We start from the raw sequence: 16,788 nt of genomic DNA on the forward strand, positions 1-16,788 counted from the left end.
GCTGGTCGCGCCGTTCCCCGCGCCCCTGAGGGGCCACCCCGCGGCGCGGACGGCGCCCCACCACCGGGCGGTGGGCCGGACGCGGCAGAAGCAGCCCCGTGCGGCCGGTGGCGACGTGCAGCCCGTGAACGGCCGGGCACGCCGTTCCCCGCGCCCCCAGGGGGCGCCCTGCGGCGCGACGTGGCGGCCCGGTTGGGCGGCGGTGGGGAAGTAAGTTGATCGCCGGGGCCCGGCACGGGAGGTGGTGGCGCCATGGTTGCGAGGAGCATGCCGCAGGCGAGGCCGTATGACGTCGCCGTCGTCGGCGCGGGAATCGTCGGGCTGTCGACCGCGTACGCGCTGACGCGTGCGGCGCCGGCGTTGCGGGTGGCGGTGGTGGAGAAGGAGGCGGGGCCCGGGCGGCATCAGACCGGGCGGAACAGCGGGGTGATCCACAGCGGGATCTACTACCGGCCGGGTTCGCTCAAAGCGCTCTACGCGCTGACCGGTTGCGCCGAGACGCCGGAATTCTGCGCCGCGCACGGCATCCCGTACGAGGTCACCGGCAAGCTCATCGTCGCCACCGAGCAGGCGGAACTGCCGCGTCTGCACGGGCTGGTACAGCGCGGGCGCGAGCACGGCATCGCGGTGCGGGAGTTGGGGCCGGCGCAGATCGCGGAGTACGAGCCCGAGGTCGCCGGGCTGGCGGCGATCCACGTCGGCTCGACGGGTATCTGCGACTTCCGGGCGGTGGCGGCCGCGCTGGCGGGCCTCGCGGCGGACGCGGGCTGCACGGTCCGGTACGGCCTGCGGGTCGCAGGGATCGGGCGTACCGCAGACGGCGCGGTCACCGTGACCGTGAAGGACGGCGGCGCCGAGGAGACGATCCGCGCCAAGGTGCTGGTCAATTGCGCGGGCCTGTACAGCGACCGGGTCGCCCGCCTCGCCGGTGACGACCCGGGGATGCGGATCGTGCCCTTCAGGGGCGAGTTCTACGAGCTGGCGCCGGCCCGCAGGGGCCTGGTCCGCGGGCTGGTCTACCCGGTTCCCGACCCGGACTTCCCCTTTCTCGGCGTCCACCTCACGCGGGACGTCCACGGCGGCGTCCACCTCGGTCCGAACGCGGTGCCCGCGCTGGCCAGGGAGGGGTACGGCCGCTGGACGGTGCGGCCCCGCGACCTGGCGGGCACCGCGGCGTACCCCGGCACCTGGCGGATCGCGCGGCGGCACTGGCGGCAGGAGGCGGGCGAGGTGCTGCGCTCGCTGTCGAAGCGGGCCTTCACGGCGAACGCGCGCCGCCTGCTGCCGGCCCTGCGGTCGGCCGATCTGCGCCCGGCTCCCGCGGGCGTACGGGCGCAGGCCGTCCTGCCCGACGGGACCCTCGTGGACGACTTCCGCTTCGCCGGCTCGCCCCCGTTCGTGCATGTGCTGAACGCCCCCTCCCCCGCGGCGACCGCCGCGCTGCCGATCGGCCGGGAGGTCGCCCGCCGGGCGCTCGCAGCGCTGTGACCTGCGGCGGACCCATGGCGCACGGACGGCGGCCCGGCAACGCACTCGCGGCGGCCCCGCGGCGCGGTCCCGTAGAATCGGACCCACTGTGTCCACGTCACCCCTTTCCCCCGCCACCCCCGACGCTCCCGCCCCCGCCGTGCCCGCCGCCCGCTTCCCCGCCGGGCCGGCCGCCGACCCGGCGGGTTCGCGCGGCGAGCACCGCATCCGCTCCTTCCACGCCCGGCGCGGCCGGATCACGCAGGCGCAGGCCGCCGCGATCGACCGGCACTGGGACATGTGGGGCGTGGAGCTGGACGGCAGCCCGCTCGATCTGGCCGCGCTCTACGGCTCGGCCGCCATGCCGGTGGTGCTGGAGATCGGTTTCGGGATGGGTGACGCGACCGCGCAGATGGCCGCGGCCGAGCCGGCCACCGGGATCCTCGCCGTCGACGTGCACACTCCCGGCCAGGGCAATCTGCTGGCGCTGGCCGACCGCGCGGGCCTGACCAACGTACGGGTGGCCAACGGCGACGCCGTCGTCCTGCTGCGCGACATGCTGGCGCCCGCGTCGCTGTCCGGGCTGCGGGTGTACTTCCCGGACCCGTGGCCCAAGGCCAAGCACCACAAGCGCCGGCTGATACAGCCGTCCTTCCTGGCCCTGGTCACTCCGCTGCTGCGGCCCGGCGCGGTCGTGCACTGCGCGACGGACTGGGAGCCGTACGCCGAGCAGATGCTCGACGTGCTGAGCGCGGCGACGGGTCTGGCCAACGCCCACCCGGCGACGGGTTTCGCGCCGCGGCCGGACTTCCGGCCGATGACGAAGTTCGAGCGGCAGGGTCTCGCCAAGGGTCACGTGGTGCGCGACCTGCTGTTCACCCGGCTCTGACCGGTGCCGTCCGCGCCGGCGGCGCACGCCCCCGGCGCGGACGCGGGCACACGTATCCGCCGCCGCCGTACCCTCGCGGATCAGGGCGGTCGCCCCGTACTGTCGACTGGTGGCAACGTACTCGTACCCGTCCCAGCCCGACTCCGGTTCGCCGTCCGACGGCCCGCGGTCCGATGAGCGGATGTACGTACCGGTGCCCCCCGCCTCCTGGCACTACGCTCCTCGGCGGCCGTTCTGGGAGAGCCGGGCGGTGCGCACCGGTGCGCTGTTCACCGCGCTCGCGGTGTGCGGTGTCGTCATCCTCGCGGTGGTGCGCCAGCACATAGGCACCGAGCCCTTCCTGGTCGGCCTGGCGCTTGCGGTGCTGCCGGTGCCGCTGCTGCTGTGGGCCTTCCTGTGGCTGGACCGGGTCGCGCCCAGCCCCTGGCAAAATGTCGTGTTCGCCTTCTCCTGGGGGGCGTGCGCCGCGACCCTCGTCGCGCTGTTCGCCAACGAGTACGGCGCCAAACTGCTGGCCACGACCCTGTCGGCGACGCCGACGCAGTCCGACCGGTGGGGTGCGGTCTTCGTGGCGCCACTGGTCGAGGAGACCGCGAAGGGCACCGCGATCCTGCTGCTCTTCCTCTTCCGGCGCCGCCACTTCGAGTCGCTGCTCGACGGCATCGTGCTCAGCGGCCTGGTCGCCACCGGCTTCGCCTTCACCGAGAACATCCTCTACCTCGGGTCGGCCTTCGGCGAGGACAAGGCCGTGGGCGCGGGCGTGCTGGACTCCACCACTGCGGCTACCTTCTTCGTACGGGTGCTGATGACACCCTTCGCGCACCCGCTCTTCACGGCCATGACCGGCCTCGGCTTCGCCGTCGCCGCCGCCAGCCGCCCGGGGCGCCCGTGGCGCTGGCTCGCGCCGATCGGCGGCTGGCTGCTCGCGATGGTCCTGCACGCCTCGTGGAACGGCTCGTCGCAGCTGTCCCCGGTCGGCTTCCTCACCGTCTATGTGGCCGTGATGATCCCGGTCTTCGGCCTGGTCGTCTGGCTCGCCTTCTGGGCCCGCGCCGGCGAACTGCGCACCATCCGCACCCACCTGGCCGTCTACGCCACCGCCGGCTGGCTCCACCCGCGCGAGCCCGTCGCCCTGGGCTCCATGCGGATCCGCGCCGACGCCCGCGACACGGCCCGCCGCCACCACGGCGACGCGGGTGCCCGCGCGGTACGCGACTACGCCGCCTACGCCACCCATCTGGCCTTCCTGCGCGCCGCCGCCACCCGCGGCCTGCCACCGCCCGACTTCGCGGCCCGCGAGTCCGAACTGCTCCACCACCTCTGGCACGACCGGCCCCTGGCCCAGCCCGCCCTCCTCCAGTCCGCCCCCCTTCCCTGGCCCCCGCCCTTCCCGGCGCCCCGCCCCCCGTCCCCGTCCCCGTACTGGCCGCAGCACCACCCGTACGCCCCGAGGGCCGGATACGCCCCGCCGGGCCCCAAGCACCTCTAGCGGGCTCCCCCGCCCCGAAACACGCATATGCCAGCGGCCGTTACGGCTTGTCGGAGCGGTGCGGGCGACCTGCGCGATGTCCTCGATCGGACGGTTTGGGGTGGTTGATTTCCTCGACGGATTCGGCCTGGAAAACGCGTGACCTCCCTGTAACACTCTGTATTTGACGGGTATCTGACGGGCCGACAGCACGCGCACGGGCTCGTTCGCGCCCGGCGGCGGGCGATCGGTCGGGCGGTGGACGCCGAGGCGAGCGAGGAGGGCCGGGCATGCAGCCGGATGCGAGGGCCGGGAAGGTGCCGGGCGCGGGGTGGTTCTGCCGGGTGCCCGGCGCGGTGTTCGAGGCGGAGCCGGGGGCGGCGGCCCGGTTGGTGGTGGAGCAGTACCCGCTGCCGCAGGAGCACGAGCAGGTGCTGCGCGAACTGACCGACGGGGTACGGGAGTCGGCCGACGCGCTGCGGCAGGGCGGGGAGTGGACGGGCGCGGCCGGGCTGGAGGCGGCGCTGGCGCTGGACGCGGGGATGGCGCGGCGCGGGGTACGCGTACGGGCCGTCTATCCGCGGGCGCTGCTCTTCGTGCCGCTGCACGCCGCGCACCTGCGGCGGGTGTCGGACGCCGGGGTGAGCGTGCGGGTGCTCGACCATGTGCCGCACGACCTGCTGGTCTTCGACCGGCAGACCGCCTGCCTGACCGCCGGACCGGCCACCGGCGGGGCGCCGCTGGTACGGGTCAAGGGGACGCTGCTGGCGGCGTCGTTCGCGGCGATCTACGAGTCCTACTGGCAGCGGGCCACCCCGCTGTCGCGTACGTCGGCGGGGCCGCACCACACCCAGCTGGGCCCGCGGGAGAAGGCGGTGATCCGGTTGATGACCAACGGCTACAGCGACGACAGGATCGCCAGGAAGCTGGGCATCACCGCACCGGACGTGCAGTCGGTGGTGACCGCGCTGATGGAACGCCTGGGCGCCGGCAGTCGTTTCGAGGCCGGGTACAAACTCGCCCGCGAGGTCGACCCGCGGGACCTGTGAGCGTGCGGCCCGTACGCGCACGGCGGGTGCGGGCCGGGAGGGAGCCATGAGCGGCATGCGCGACCGCGAGGCGCTGCAGACCCTGCTCGCCCGTGCCCGGGCGCGCGTCGACCCGGGGGAGTTCGGGCTCGCGCCGCGCGGCGACCCGCGGGGCCGCAAGGTCGCCGGGCTGACGCACGAGCACATGACGCGGCTGCTCGGCTGGCCCGAGCACAAGTACGGCTACGTCGAGCGCGGTCGCCTGGCGGCGATCGAGACCGAGCTGCTCGAACCCATCGCCCGCATCCTGCACCTGTCGGACCACGAGTGGGAGGCGCTGGTCCTCTACGCGACCGGCGTGCCGCCCGCGTACCGCCTCGACCCGCAGCTGGGGCAGGCGGTGCCGAGCCCGTGGGAGCGGGTGCTGCGCGGCTCCCGTGAGATGGCGTACGTGAACGACGCCGCCTGGGACATGGTCGCCTACAACGCGGCCTTCGCCGGGATCTTCCGGCGGCGCGAGGTGCCGCGCAACCTGATGCGCTGGATGCTGCTCGACCCGGAGGCCCGGGTGACCCTCGGGGACTGGGAGCAGAGCTGGCTGACGCTGCTGGTCCCGCAGTTGCGGGCCGCGGTGGTCGCCAACCCGCACAACAGGACGCTGGCGCAGCTCCAGGCGGACGCCGGGCTCGACCCGGTGGTCGCGCGGTATCTGCACACCCCGACGGCCGAGTACATCGGGCCGCGGGCGGAGAACGCGCTGCCGCTGCTGCACACCGAACGGGGTCCGGGCTGGGCGACCTTGTGCACGGCGGGGCCCTTCGGGGTGCCGGGCGGGCGGCTGATGTTCGTGCTGTTCGACCAGGGCGAGCAGCCGCAGCACGGGCCCGCGCTGGCCGCGCCCGCGACCGGGCCGGTGGACCCGGCGTGGCCCGAACTGGCCTGCGCGCACACGCACACCGCGAAGTGCCCGGTCGGCCAGCACAATGAGGCACCATGAACAACCCACTGCCGCACGCGCTGCGGGCGCTGACACCGAATGTCCACGCATGGCTCCCGGACGGCCACGCGACCTGGGGCCTGGCCAACTGCGTCGTGGTGACCGGGCGCAAGGCCGGGTCGGGCGCCGCGCTCCTGGTCGACACGCCGTACACCGCGGACATGACCCGACGGCTCCAGGACCTGATCGGCGGCATCGGTGCCGCGGAAGGCGCCGCCCCCGAGGTCCGCACGGTCGTCAACACCCACGGCAACGGCGACCACTCGTACGGCAACGGCCTCTTCCCCGGTGCCGAGATCATCGCCACCGACGCCAACGGCAAGCACCTGTGCGCCGAGCCCGCGCCCGCCGAACTGGCCGCCCTGATCGCCCTGAGCGACCCGGAATCGGCCCTCGGGGCGTACATGCGGCGGCACTTCGGGCGCTACGGGGACTTCGGCGGGGTGAGCGTGGTCCACCCGACCCGCACCTTCAGCGGTGAGGTGGACCTGGACGTCGACGGGGTGGCGGTGCGGCTGATCGAGGTGGGGCCCGCGCACACCGCGGGCGACCTGATCGTCCACCTGCCGGAGGAGGGCGTCGTCTGCGCCGGCGACGTCGTCTTCAACGAGGACCACCCGGTGCACTGGGCCGGTCCGTTGGAGTCGGTGCACCGCGCGTGCCTGCGCATCCTGGAGTGCGACCCGCGGGTGGTGGTGCCGGGGCACGGTCCGGTCATGACGCCCGCGGAGGTCGGCCGCTACGCCGACTACCTGCTCGGCCTGCGCGCCGCCGTCCACCGCGGGCACGCGGCGGGCCGCCCGCTGCCGGTGCTGGCCGCCGAGCTGATCGCCGACGACCCCTACCCGCGCTGGGGGTTGGCCGAGCGGATGGCGATCCTCGCCGCGGTCGAATACCGCGCGCTGGACGGCGAGACCGAACCCCCGGACCTGGTTGGCCTGGTGGGCTTCGCGGCCGGCTTCGCCCACCGGCGGGAGGCCGCCGCAGCGGACGGCAGCGGCAGCGGGGGCTGAGCGGCGGCCCGACATGCCGACGGCCCCGGCGTCGGGGGGGGTGTACGCCGGGGCCGCCGGCTGTTCTCGGGGCGGCGGGCCGTGGGCCCTGCGGGTTACTGCCGGTGGTGCGGCGGAAGGTCGGGTGCCTCAGACCGCGACGCCATGACCGTACAGCCAGGGCACCGGGTCGACGGGCGCGCCCCCGCCGGGGCGTACTTCGAGGTGCAGATGCGGCTCGGGCACATTGCCGGTCGCGCCGACGCGGCCGATCGTGTCGCCGGTGACGACCTGGCCGGACGTGGCGACCATCGTCGACAGGTGGCAGTACCACAACTCGGTGCCGTCATCGAGGCGGAGGACGACCCGGTAGCCGTACGAGCCCGCCCAGCCGGCCGAGGTGACCGTACCGCTGTGCACCGCGTGGACGGGGGTGCCGGTGGGGGCGGCGAAGTCCTGGCCGGTGTGGGTCGCCCACATGTTGCCGGTCTCGCCGAAGGCCGTGGTGAGGGTGTAGGACGCCAGCGGCTTGACGTAGGAGGCGGCGAGCCGGGCCAGCCGCTCGGCCTCGGCCTTCGCTTCCGCCTCGGCGGCCGCCTTGGCCTTGGCGTCGGCTTCCGCCTTGGCGGCGGCGGCCTGCTCGCGCACCTTGCGGGCCGCGGACTCCTTCGCCGCCTGCTCGGCGGCGGCCTTCTCGGCCGCCTCGCGCTCGGCCCGGGCCGCGGCGTCGCGCTGCCGGATGACCTGGTCGATGATGCGGGTGCGGAGCGCCTCGCCGGGGTCGGCGGGGGCCTCCTCCGCGGCGTCAGCGGGCGCGGCGGCGTCCTCAGCCGGGGCGGCCGTGTAGGCGACGGCCGAGGGGTCGTAGGACGGTGTGCCGACGGCGACCTCGGGCTGGGCGGCCGGGACGGCGGGCGCCGGGAGGGCGTCGGGGAAGCCGGGTGCGTCCGGCAGGGATATCGGGGGCGCGGCGGCGGGGGCGTCGGCCGCGGCGGCCACTCCGCCGGTGCCGACCGCGGCCATCGCCGCGATGCCGAGCACGGCGGTGCCGACCGCGGCGCCGCGGGCCGGCAGGCCACTGCGCTGGCGGGGCAGGCGCGGCTGGCTGCGCGGTCCTGCGGCCTCGGGACCGGGGCCGGGGTCATACCCGTCGTACGGGGAGGGGGAGGCGGCGGGGTCGGCGGACGGCAGGTGCTCGTCCCGCTCCCCGAAGGGCCACTCCCCGGTCGGTGCTGCTACCGGGGAAGGAGCGTAGGCAGGCTGGTTGGACGCCACGGGGGCGCACTCCTTTCCTTCCTTCTCGCCTACCGGGTTAGCTGACGGGTTCGGAGCAGGAAGGTCTCCTACGGGCCTGACGGCTGCCCGATTCACCCCATTGGACCCCTCCCGCGGTAGCGGAAGGGCGGGTCCCCGGTTCCCGCGGACGGGATTCGGCAAGCGCACGGTGCCGCCTTGTCGGCGGCGGTGACGACCGCGCTGCGTTATCGAACGTTAATAGAGCCGGAGAGGTTTTCCAAGCCGAACGGGAGATTTGGGGGTGGGAACCAATCGGACAGGGCGTAGATGAAGGGGATTAACCGGACAGCGGATGTGGCCGGGCGGTGATGTGAGTGTGTATCAGTTGTTATCGGGGAGGGCGGCGTGGCTACCGACGGTGAGGCGGCGACGCCGGGGCGCAGCGGGGCACGGTCGGGCGCGAAAAGGGGCGCGGTTGCCGGGATGTGCGGACCGCCGGGAGGGCGCGGGCGCGACCCCGGTGCGGTGCGGGCGGAGATATCCGCGAGGCCGGCACAGTGGCACCAGTGGTCTGGACCTGTGCCAATTCGCGAACCGCTTGGCATGCCGTGGGCGCGGGCCGCACGATGGGCGGGACCGACGTTCTTGTCATGCACCCGCCCGCACCATGACGCCTCAGGGAGCCTTCGATGGAACGCCCCATCTCCGCCGCGCCCAGCCGCCGTTCGCTGCTGCGCGGCAGCCTCGGCCTCGGTGCCGCCGCCACCGCGGGCCTGGCCGCCGACCTCTGGCCCGCCGGTGCCGCCCGCGCCGCCGCCGGACCCGCCGCCCCGCACGCGGCCGCGGTCGACTACCCGTCAGCCACCTGGGCGCCGGCCAGCACCGCGAATTACACCGCGTCCAGCCGCCCGTCCAGCTACCCGATCCAGCTGGTGGTCATCCACGTCACGCAGGAGACCTTCGCCGACACCATCGCGCTCTTCAAGGACCCGGCCCACGCCGCCACGGCGCACTACGTCGTCCGGTCCGCCGACGGCGCCATCGACCAGTGCGTCCGGGAGCACGACATCGCCTGGCACGCGGGCAACTGGGACTACAACACCCGCAGCATCGGCATCGAGCACGAGGGGTGGGTGGACCAGCCGTCCTACTTCACCACCGCGCTCTACCACGCCTCCGCGGCGCTGACCGCGGAGATCTGCGACAAGTACGGCATCCCGAAGGACCGCAACCACATCATCGGCCACTCCCAGGTGCCCGGCACCGACCACACCGACCCGGGGCCCAACTGGGACTGGGTGCGCTACATCCGGCTGGTCAACGGGGTGTGAGGTCCGCCGGCCCCTGGCCGTCTTCAGCGGGCCCGTCCAGGGGGAACATGACGCTGAGCCGGGGCAGCCGCCGGGCCGACTCCTCCTCGTCGCTGGCGGTCCAGCGGCGCCCCGACGGGCCGCGGTCGCCGACCGGCACCAGCGAGGGGGCGCCGGTGTGCCCCGGGGCGCCGGCGGCGTCGCGGCGGGTGGTGCGTACGGCCGCGTAGAAGGCGTCGCCGAAGTCGTCCGACGGGCCGGTCGCCAGCTCGTACGCCTCAAGGCCGAGCGTGTCGAGGGTCGGCCAGCCCGGCCGGTCCTCGGCCGGCCAGGCCGCCCTGGGGCGGCCGGCCAGCCGCAGCACCTCGGGCGCGTAGGCGAGGACGTCGGGGTCGTTCACCACCGCCTCGAAAACGGCCCGGCCAAGGCCCATCATCCAGTGCTGGAAGGGGCGGAAAGCCTCGTCGGAACACCAGCCGCCGAAGATCCGGTCGGCAGCCCCCCACAGATTCCAGGTGAAGGCCTCGTCCGTCATCTGGTCGAGCCGGGCCTGAAAGCACACGATCTCGTCGGCGGGCCACCGGGCGAGCGCGTGGCGCAGCCAGGCATCACGCTTGTCACCACCGAATCCGTGCCGCCGGGAGTCCTCAAGGAGGGTCCAGAACGCGTCGGTGTCCATAGTCGCCGACTATGCCAGAGGCGCGCCGGGCCGCTCCAATTGCGGGGGCGAAAAGCCCGGTTGACGGACGGCGGCCGGGATCGTCGGGGAGCCGGCGGAGCCGCGCCGGTCCCGGGACCGCACGGCCGGACTGCCCGGCGCAGCGATGCCGTGACACACCTGGCGCCCCACCTGTCACGCCTCACCCCGTGAGCCACGCCCTCCCCGCTCACCCCAGACCCGCGGCCTCCGCCCCGGCCCGACCTCTCATTGGCACCGCCAAACATCGGAAAGAAGCGCATACTTGAGCCAATGCGCGCGGGTCGCGCGCCCCGGCTGGGCATTCCCGTTCGCGAGCATTCACGGTCGTAAAGACGCCGCCGGATCACCACCATTCCGCGCTTTCCCGAAAGCATGCGGAGAATTGCTTTCAACCCCCCTTTCCTTTCGCCCGTTCGAGTGACCCGCGGCTCCTTTCCCGCCTAGCTTGTTCCGCGGCGCGGGGCCCCGGGACGGCGCCCGCGCGCACCGAGACGAAGGTGGGGACATCCATGCTCCGACTCTTGCCCTCCCGCTCCGCACAAGACCCCCCGACCCGCAGACCGCGCCGGTTAGCCGCGCGGGCGGCGGTCGCCATATCGGCGGCGCTGCTCGCGACGGCGGCCGGCTCGCTCTCGCCGGTCATGGCCCAGGGCGCGCAAGGCCCGGGCAGCCAGTCCCCCGCCACCCACCCTCCGGGCGGCGGCTCCGGCCCGCTGGTCAAGACCGTGCAGAACGTCACCACTCCCGGCACGACGCAGGCCCAGCACTCCGACACCCTCAACTGGGCCGTGACCTACCACAACACCTCGACCACCGGTGCGCCGGCCGCCACCACCATCACCGATCCGATCAGCAACGCCGGGGCCGGGCAGACCTACGTCCCCGGTTCGCTGCACGTACCGCCCGGCTGGACTCCCGAGTGGTCCACCGACGGCAGCACCTTCACCGGCACCGACCAGGGCGCCGCGACCACCGTCGTGCGGGGCACCGACCCGGCGGCGATCGGCGCAGGCACCAACGTGAGCGGCGACCTGCTGCCGCCGGTGCAGGCCGCGCCCCGCAGCACCGGCGGCGACGGCTTCGCACCCATCCTCTTCCGGGCGCCGTCCGGTGACGTCGAGGCGTGGAACATCTACCACCACAGCGGCCCCACCGTCCGACTGGTCGTCTGCAACGACCTGTCCTCCGGCCAGCCCTGCCCCGGCGGACCCTGGCCGCGCCCGCTCAACACCACGCCAGGACAGCTCGGTTCGGGCGCCACCAGCGACGTCTACACCACGCTGACCCCGCAGTACGTCAGGGACCCGGGGCGGCCCGGCGTCGTCTACTACCCGGCGGTCGCCGCCGGTTCGGTCGGCGCCGGCTGCCTGGACCTCGGCGCCCGCGCCAACTGCGGCTTCTTCCCGCTCGCCGCCGCGTCCGGCTCCCCGAGCAGCGCCAACGGGCTCGCCGGACTCGTCGCCCAGGGCGGCAGGCTCTACGGCGTCGCCAGCACCGGCCAGGTGCTGTGCCTGGACATCGCCTCCCGAACCCCCTGCGCCGGACAGCCCTTCGCCGCGATCGTGCCGGCCAACCACGACCTGCCCGGCAGCACCTACGCCCTCTACCAGGGCTCCCTGGCGGTCGCCGACGGCCGGATCTACGCCTCCTCGGCCCCCATGGCCGGCGGATCGACCGCCCCCGGCCGCCCGGCACTCGGCTGCTTCGACCCGGCCACCGGCGCGACCTGCGCGGGCTGGACGACGCCCCACCCGGCAGGACCCGACGCCAACGCGTACACATACAACGCCTTCGTCGCCTACGACACCGCGGGACACCCGACCGGTGTCTGCACGGCGGACTCCACCGGCGGCTCGCCGTCGACCAGTTGCTACGCGCTCGACGGCGGCCCGCTGGCCGCGCCCCCGACCGGCCTGGACGCGCTGCCCGGCGGAGCGCTGGTCTTCAACCCCGAGGTCGTCAACGCAGGCGGCGACAACCGCAGTTACTTCCCCGTATGGGGCGGGCCGCTGCCCGGCGACACCGTCTGCTACAGCTGGACGCACGCCCAGCCGTGCGCCGGCTTCCCGGCCGTCGCCGGGCACCCCGCGGTCAACTCCGGTGCCACGCGTGACTACGGGTACGCCTACGACGCCACGACCCGGTGCCTGATCGGCCTCGGCGACGCGGGCATCCTCTTCTCGATGGACCCGGCCACCGGCGGCTCGCCCTGCCTGCACACCGGCGTGTCCGTCACCCTCACGCCCGCCGACTTCTACTGCGACGGCGGCACGGGGCACACCGCCGCCTACACCGAGGCCCGGTTGACCGGCCTCGACCTCGCCCACACCGACCCGGCCGCCACCACCGTCTCGGTCACCGACCCCGACGGCACCGTCATCGCGACCCCGGCGCTCTCGCCGTCCGGCACCGTCGACCTGTCCGGCATCTCGGCCGCCGGCCATCCCTCCATCACCGTCACCGTGCAGTTCAGCCTCACCGACACCAGCGACTTCGGCAACGGCCACAACCCCTCGCTGACGGTGTCCTTCCAGGGCGACGACCCGCAACTGTGCCTGCGCACCGTCGTCACCGCTGACTGCGCCACCAGCCAGGTCGCCGACACCGCCACCGGCAGCGACGCCACCGGCGCCCTGACCTCCAACACCGTCACCGTCCCGGTGCAGCCGGGCGCGGCGTGCCAGCCGCACGTCTCCGTCAACAAGGAGATCTGCGCCGGCTCCTCGCACGCCTGCGGCCCCGGCGGCGCGGGCCCGTGGGTCAAGTCCAGCCCCGTCGGCCTGCTCCAGGTCCTCGGCACGGCCTACTGGCGCATCACCGTCACCAACGCCGGCCCGGTCGACGCCACCGACGTCACCGTCAACGACCCGACCACACCGTCCTGCTCGCACGCGGCCGGCACCTTCACGCTGGCCTCGGGCACCAGCCGCCAGGTCTACTGCAGCTCGTTCCTGCTGGCGCTCCCGCTGAAGAACACGGCGACCGCGAGCTTCGTCGCCCTCAACTCCCCCTACGGCACCCACCCCACGACCACCGACCCGTCATCGGCCGTGGCCTGCTCCCTGCTGTGCATCCTGCTGCCGGCCGAGCACCACTGATCCCTGTGGCCCGCCCCGTGCCGAGGTCCGCCTCGGCACGGGGTGATCACTCGGCGGGCGGCACGTCGTACGCCTCCCGGGTCCGCTCCCGCAGCCGCGGCACGATCTGGGCGAGCAGGATGTCCTCGAAGTGCGGGGTCCGCTGGTGCTCGGCGAAGGCCGCACGCGAGGTGTACCGCTCCAGGACCACGACGGCACGCTCGTCGTCCAACTGCCGGTAGACCCGGAAGGACACGTTGCCCGGCTCCTGGCGAGAGGCCTCGGCAAGCGGCGGATAGAGCGCGAGCACCTCGTCCAGATCCTGGTCCGGGTCGATGTGGTGATGCGCGATGACCTGGTAATGCGTCATGTCGAACTCCGTCGGTTCCGTCCGGACTCAGCTGCGATGCCGTGGGCGGCCACGCTAACATCACGCGACCCTCTGGATACGGAACGCGATCACGCGCGCCGGGCGGGCGGGCCCGCCGGCTTCCGCGCCGGCGAAGCGCCTCGGGGCCGGTACGCGGGGCACCCCGCCCGCGCGCGTCCCGCCGGTGCGGGACCCGTCCGCACGACGCGCCACGGCGGCTGCCGGGCCTGCGCGCCCCGGCTTGCGCGCTGTCGTACGCGCGGCGAGCGGCACGACCCCGGGACCCCTCCGCCGGCCGGCCGGACCGGAACGAGTGAGGACCGCGCCCCGGGGGCCCGCATTCCGGCGGTCGGCAGTACCCTCGTGATCCTCACGGCACCACCTCTCCGGCCCCTGGGCGCACGCGTCTTCGACGCTCGGCCCTCTCGTGGAGGAAAGGGCAACGGCCGCCGTGAGCCCCGGCTGATCCGCTCGGCTGCCGGTGGAACCCGAGTACGGAACCGGGCATCGCGGGGCCGCGAACAGCGGCTCCGCCACAAGGGGCAGCACGAGGGACGGGATCAGGTGGACCAGGACCACGACGGCACGGGCATACCCGGCGAGAACGAGAACCAGCCTCCGGCGGCGCAACCGCCCGGAGCGAAGCCGGCGGCCGGGGCGGGCGGTGCCGGGCCCGCCCGGCGGCGCCCCGCCGCGGCGCCTTCCCCGGCCGCCCAGCCCGGCAGGGCCCCGGCCCCGCGGAAGGCCGCCGCGAAGCAGCCCCTCCCACCCGCTGCCCCGCCCCAGCCCACCGGCGCCCCCCAGCAGCCGGCGACCCGCCCGGCCCCGGCGGCGAAGCCCCGAAAGGCGCCCACGACGAAGGCGGCGAGCGCGCCCAAGCGCACGAACGCCGAGCCTGCGGCGCGCAAGACCTCGGCCACGGGCCGCGCTTCCGGTACGGCCGCGGGCCGCGCTTCCGGTGCGGCCGCGCGCAAGAGCCCCGGCACGACTCCCGCGGAAGCGGCCGCGGCCACCGGCCCGAGTACGGCCACTGACCCCGCCACGGCCACCGGGCCGATCGCAGACGCCGCACCTTCCACGCCCACCGGCCCGACCACGGACGCCGCACCGGCCACGCCCACCGGCCCGATTGCGGACGCCGCACCCACCACGGGCGCAACACCCGCTGGCGGTACGGCCACGGGTACGAGCGCGAGCGCAACTCCCGACGCGGCGACCCGAGCAGCCGCGCACGCCACTCCCACGGCGGCCGCAACTCCGGCCACGGACGCGGGACCCACCACGGCCACCACCCCGCCCACGGACGCGGCGCCCAGCACCACCCCCGCGGGTGAGAGCGGGGCCGCGACCCCCGACGCGGCCGACGCAACAACCGCTGCCACCAGCTCGGGTGCGGGCAAGCGCACCCGGGCGCGTACGAGCACCGCCGCAGGCGCAGCCGCACGGGCGGGCAAGGCCGGCCAGGCCGCCCCGCGGAAGAAGGCCGCGCCGGCCAGGCGGGCGGCTCCCGCCAAGAAGGCGGCACCGGCGAAGGCCGCGGGACCCGCGAAGGCGGCCCCGGTGACAACCGCGAAGACCCCGGCGGCCCCCGCCGGGCCTCCCGCGGGCGGGCCCTGGCGGGTGCCCGGGTACGTGCAGGAGGGGGAGGCCGGGGTCGACGCGGCAGGGAACGCCGTGGTGCGGGCGCGGCACGAGGGCAATGGGACCGCGGTCGCTATCACGTACGTCTCGGCCGCGGTGGCCGACGAGCAGGGGTTCGGGGAGGCCTTCAAGCGGGCGGCCGACGTGCTCGGCCCGCTCGAATCACCCTACGTGGCACGGCTTTACGCCTATGTCGAGGACGGCCAGAACGCCGCGATCGTGCGGGAAGCCGTCGACGGTGTCGCCCTGGACGCGCTGCTCACCGAGGGCGGCATACCGGCGGGTCCCGAGGCGTCGCTGGTCGTGCTGAAGGACTCGCTGCTCGGGCTGGCGGCCGCTCAGGGGGCCGGGCTCGATCGTAAGGGCTATCAGCGCTCGAACGTGCTGGTCACCGCCCGCGGTGAGGTCAAGCTCGCCGACCTCGGGGTGGCCGAGCCGGTGGCGGAGGCCACCGACGTCCAGGCGGCCACGGCGACCTTCGCCGCGTGCGCGGTGTCGCAGGCGGACGTACAGCCCCTGCTCGACCGGGGGTTGGCCGCGGCCGAACCGCCGCTGTCCGCCGCCGACTTCGCGGCCGAGGTCGAGGCGTTCGCCGTCGCGGCCCACGGTGAGGATTGGGCGGCGCGGGGTCGCCACGAACTCGGTTGCCTCGTCGCTGCGTTGCTGACGCCGCCGCCGGCTCCGCCCGTCGTCGCCGTGCCGATGGAACAACCGCCGAGTGAACAACCTCCGGTCGGGAAGCAGCGGTTCGGGCGGCGGGCCAAGATCCTCGCCATCGCCTTGGCCGCGGTGATCGTCGCGGGCGCGGTCACGGTCGCCGCCGTCGCCACCGGCAACAGCGACGACGCCGCCGCCACCGCGGCGACAGCCTCGCCGACGGCCACCGTGCCGTCCGCAACGGCTGCGGCGCCCGCCCCCGCTCCCACCACGACCGCGCCTTCCGCGACGAGCACGCCGGCCGCGACGGCGACTCCCCCGCCCAGCCCGTCCGCATCGCACGCGCCCGCCAAGGCCAGGCCGAAGCCCACCGCCACCCCGGCCCGGTCCGCCTCCCCCACGCCCACGAAAGCCCCGCCGGCGGCCGGCCCGCACGTGTCCAGGATCGTCACCACGCTCACCTGCTCGCCCCGCGGCCGCACGGCGACGGCGGTCGTACGGGTGGAGTACGACGGGACGGCGGCGGGCACGCTCCGGCTCACGTGGTGGCGCAGTGCCACGGGCAGCCCCCGGGGTGCGACGACCATGGCCCCGCAGACGGCCGAATTCCCCAAGGGATCGACCAGTTATGTCTACACGGCCAATTTCGCCTACCACGACAATCCGGACCGGCCCTACATCGGCGTGACCGTCTCCACCGACCCGGCGGCCGCGACCGGTACCGCCGTCGACACCACCCGCTGCCGCTGAAGGCGGCGACAGCCGGTATTCAGGCCTCGCGCGCCCGCCGAGGTCGGGGACATGTCCGAGTAACGGTCGCCGGCCACCTGGCCGGTGATCGGCTGGGGCGGGGCCAGTTCGTCGGCGCTGAGCGTGATACGGGTGGCGGCGGCGTTGTCCTCGCTCGCGGGGCCGCGCTGGGTCGCGAGGCCGGTGGTCGTCGGCGGGGTCATGTC

The 16,788-nt window shown here is 74.7% G+C and carries 13 protein-coding genes and 1 riboswitch; of the genes, 9 read left to right on the forward strand and 4 right to left on the reverse strand.

All coding sequences use genetic code 11. The features are described from left to right. Positions 1–252: 252 nt before the first annotated feature. The 6 genes from lhgO (at position 253) to BUE44_RS06300 (ending at position 6,862) form a co-directional block, all read left to right on the forward strand. Entirely contained in the window at positions 253–1,488 is a 1,236-nt protein-coding gene (gene lhgO / locus BUE44_RS06275) for an L-2-hydroxyglutarate oxidase (RefSeq protein ID WP_235001932.1), read from the forward strand. Between the two features lie 88 nt (positions 1,489–1,576). After that, positions 1,577–2,356 (forward strand): tRNA (guanosine(46)-N7)-methyltransferase TrmB, encoded by a 780-nt coding sequence (gene trmB, locus BUE44_RS06280; protein ID WP_073494707.1) that lies wholly within the window; start codon positions 1,577–1,579, stop codon positions 2,354–2,356. 181 nt (positions 2,357–2,537) lie between these two features. Then, positions 2,538–3,845 (forward strand): PrsW family intramembrane metalloprotease, encoded by a 1,308-nt coding sequence (locus tag BUE44_RS06285; protein WP_073494709.1) that lies wholly within the window; start codon positions 2,538–2,540, stop codon positions 3,843–3,845. 269 nt (positions 3,846–4,114) lie between these two features. Next, on the forward strand, positions 4,115–4,873 hold the full coding sequence (locus tag BUE44_RS06290; protein ID WP_073494710.1) for a helix-turn-helix transcriptional regulator: 759 nt from the start codon (positions 4,115–4,117) through the stop codon (positions 4,871–4,873). Positions 4,874–4,919: 46 nt separating this feature from the next. Beyond that, positions 4,920–5,849, forward strand: coding sequence for an MmyB family transcriptional regulator (locus tag BUE44_RS06295; RefSeq protein ID WP_073494712.1), 930 nt, complete (start codon positions 4,920–4,922; stop codon positions 5,847–5,849). Continuing rightward, positions 5,846–6,862 (forward strand): MBL fold metallo-hydrolase, encoded by a 1,017-nt coding sequence (locus BUE44_RS06300; protein WP_073494714.1) that lies wholly within the window; start codon positions 5,846–5,848, stop codon positions 6,860–6,862. Before BUE44_RS06295 ends, BUE44_RS06300 begins: the two co-directional genes overlap by 4 nt. 129 nt (positions 6,863–6,991) lie before the next feature. Here BUE44_RS06300 and BUE44_RS06305 read toward each other — a convergent pair whose 3' ends face one another. Next, positions 6,992–8,116 carry a M23 family metallopeptidase gene (locus BUE44_RS06305; RefSeq protein ID WP_073494716.1) on the reverse strand — a complete coding sequence of 375 codons (1,125 nt, stop codon included), beginning with the start codon at positions 8,114–8,116 and terminating at the stop codon, positions 6,992–6,994. A gap of 12 nt (positions 8,117–8,128) precedes the next feature. Continuing rightward, positions 8,129–8,287: riboswitch (cyclic di-AMP (ydaO/yuaA leader) on the reverse strand. A 479-nt stretch (positions 8,288–8,766) separates the two neighbouring features. On the opposite strand from BUE44_RS06305, the gene BUE44_RS06310 reads away from it, so the two are divergent. Continuing rightward, positions 8,767–9,408, forward strand: a complete 642-nt coding sequence (locus BUE44_RS06310; protein WP_073494718.1) for an N-acetylmuramoyl-L-alanine amidase — start codon at positions 8,767–8,769, stop codon at positions 9,406–9,408. Here the strand turns inward: BUE44_RS06310 and BUE44_RS06315 are convergent. Beyond that, complete coding sequence (locus tag BUE44_RS06315; RefSeq protein ID WP_073494720.1) at positions 9,395–10,066, reverse strand: DUF4240 domain-containing protein; 672 nt, start codon at positions 10,064–10,066, stop codon at positions 9,395–9,397. The two genes, BUE44_RS06310 and BUE44_RS06315, sit on opposite strands and share 14 nt — an antisense overlap. 530 nt (positions 10,067–10,596) lie before the next feature. Here BUE44_RS06315 and BUE44_RS06320 point away from each other — a divergent pair. Continuing rightward, on the forward strand, positions 10,597–13,185 hold the full coding sequence (locus BUE44_RS06320) for a DUF7617 domain-containing protein (protein WP_159450234.1): 2,589 nt from the start codon (positions 10,597–10,599) through the stop codon (positions 13,183–13,185). A gap of 46 nt (positions 13,186–13,231) precedes the next feature. Here BUE44_RS06320 and BUE44_RS06325 read toward each other — a convergent pair whose 3' ends face one another. After that, positions 13,232–13,534: a putative quinol monooxygenase gene (locus tag BUE44_RS06325; protein ID WP_073494724.1), complete on the reverse strand. Its 303-nt coding sequence runs from the start codon at positions 13,532–13,534 to the stop codon at positions 13,232–13,234. A gap of 564 nt (positions 13,535–14,098) precedes the next feature. Here BUE44_RS06325 and BUE44_RS35680 point away from each other — a divergent pair. Beyond that, positions 14,099–16,582 (forward strand): protein kinase domain-containing protein, encoded by a 2,484-nt coding sequence (locus BUE44_RS35680; RefSeq protein WP_079189528.1) that lies wholly within the window; start codon positions 14,099–14,101, stop codon positions 16,580–16,582. Here the strand turns inward: BUE44_RS35680 and BUE44_RS39720 are convergent. Then, positions 16,507–16,785 (reverse strand): hypothetical protein, encoded by a 279-nt coding sequence (locus BUE44_RS39720; RefSeq protein WP_079189529.1) that lies wholly within the window; start codon positions 16,783–16,785, stop codon positions 16,507–16,509. The two genes, BUE44_RS35680 and BUE44_RS39720, sit on opposite strands and share 76 nt — an antisense overlap. Between the last annotated feature and the right edge of the window lie 3 nt (positions 16,786–16,788).

The organism is Actinacidiphila paucisporea (genome assembly GCF_900142575.1).
Lineage (GTDB): Bacteria > Actinomycetota > Actinomycetes > Streptomycetales > Streptomycetaceae > Actinacidiphila > Actinacidiphila paucisporea.

Bases quoted from the DNA above. Each gene is read 5' to 3' on its own strand.
- lhgO (WP_235001932.1), top strand. From the start codon at position 253: ATGGTTGCGAGGAGCATGCCGCAGGCGAGGCCGTATGACGTCGCCGTC.
- BUE44_RS06285 (WP_073494709.1), top strand. From the start codon at position 2,538: ATGTACGTACCGGTGCCCCCCGCCTCCTGGCACTACGCTCCTCGGCGG.
- BUE44_RS06290 (WP_073494710.1), top strand. From the start codon at position 4,115: ATGCAGCCGGATGCGAGGGCCGGGAAGGTGCCGGGCGCGGGGTGGTTC.
- BUE44_RS06295 (WP_073494712.1), top strand. From the start codon at position 4,920: ATGAGCGGCATGCGCGACCGCGAGGCGCTGCAGACCCTGCTCGCCCGT.
- BUE44_RS06300 (WP_073494714.1), top strand. From the start codon at position 5,846: ATGAACAACCCACTGCCGCACGCGCTGCGGGCGCTGACACCGAATGTC.
- BUE44_RS06310 (WP_073494718.1), top strand. From the start codon at position 8,767: ATGGAACGCCCCATCTCCGCCGCGCCCAGCCGCCGTTCGCTGCTGCGC.
- BUE44_RS06315 (WP_073494720.1), bottom strand. From the start codon at position 10,066: ATGGACACCGACGCGTTCTGGACCCTCCTTGAGGACTCCCGGCGGCAC.
- BUE44_RS06320 (WP_159450234.1), top strand. From the start codon at position 10,597: ATGCTCCGACTCTTGCCCTCCCGCTCCGCACAAGACCCCCCGACCCGC.
- BUE44_RS06325 (WP_073494724.1), bottom strand. From the start codon at position 13,534: ATGACGCATTACCAGGTCATCGCGCATCACCACATCGACCCGGACCAG.
- BUE44_RS39720 (WP_079189529.1), bottom strand. From the start codon at position 16,785: ATGACCCCGCCGACGACCACCGGCCTCGCGACCCAGCGCGGCCCCGCG.